Genomic DNA, 386 nt, shown 5'->3' with positions numbered 1-386 from the left:
CCTCTAGAGGTTCAGCAGGCTATGACCACAAAGCCATTGGAATGACCGCAAAAGGTGCGTGGGAAGCCGTTAAAAGACATTTTCGAGAATCCTTTAATCACTATATTCAAACAACCCCCTACACCTGTATTGGTGTTGGTGATATGTCTGGTGATGTTTTTGGCAATGGAATGCTTCTTTCCAAGCAAACAAAACTTATTGCTGCCTTTGATCGCCGCGATATCTTTATCGACCCAAATCCAATCATACCTGAAAGCTATGCAGAACGTATGCGTCTCTTTCAACTTCCTCGTTCGAGTTGGCAGGCCTACGATCAAACAAAATTATCAAAGGGTGGTGGTATTTTCTCACGCACAATGAAGGCCATTACCCTCTCTCCCGAAGCA

General features: G+C 44.3%; 1 protein-coding gene. It reads left to right on the top strand.

Features of this window, described 5'->3' with window-relative positions:
• Positions 1 to 386: NAD-glutamate dehydrogenase domain-containing protein (locus tag J7R10_RS09555; RefSeq protein ID WP_208436550.1), on the top strand; the 386-nt coding region annotated here is incomplete at both ends.

Source organism: Bartonella vinsonii subsp. berkhoffii ATCC 51672, assembly GCF_902825225.1.
GTDB classification, from domain to species: Bacteria; Pseudomonadota; Alphaproteobacteria; order Rhizobiales; family Rhizobiaceae; genus Bartonella; species Bartonella berkhoffii.
This window is presented reverse-complemented; position numbering and strand designations above follow the sequence as displayed.